The following is a 233-nucleotide window of genomic DNA, read 5'->3' as shown; positions in this document are numbered from 1 at the left end:
ACATTTGAAGATGGATCAACTGAAAAAGTGATTCCAGGTGAAGGGACTTATGCAATCTCACCAGATGGCATCGTCACCTTCACTCCAGAAGCTAATTTTGTAGGAAAGGGAACAGGCGTAACGATTGTCCGCAAGGATAAGAATGGTACTCCAGTTACTGCAAGCTATCGCCCGACAGTTGTAGATCCATCTACTGGTCATGATACGGCTTCTACAGGAGCAAAAGGCCAACC

General features: G+C 45.9%; 1 protein-coding gene. It reads left to right on the top strand.

Going from position 1 to position 233, the window contains the following annotated elements; genetic code table 11:
* A partial coding sequence (locus HMPREF2655_RS03060) for a hypothetical protein (RefSeq protein WP_257367811.1) occupies positions 1–233 on the top strand: 233 nt, incomplete at both ends.

This window comes from Streptococcus sp. HMSC066F01 (assembly GCF_001837335.1).
Taxonomy (GTDB): Bacteria; Bacillota; Bacilli; order Lactobacillales; family Streptococcaceae; genus Streptococcus; species Streptococcus oralis_S.
This window is presented reverse-complemented; position numbering and strand designations above follow the sequence as displayed.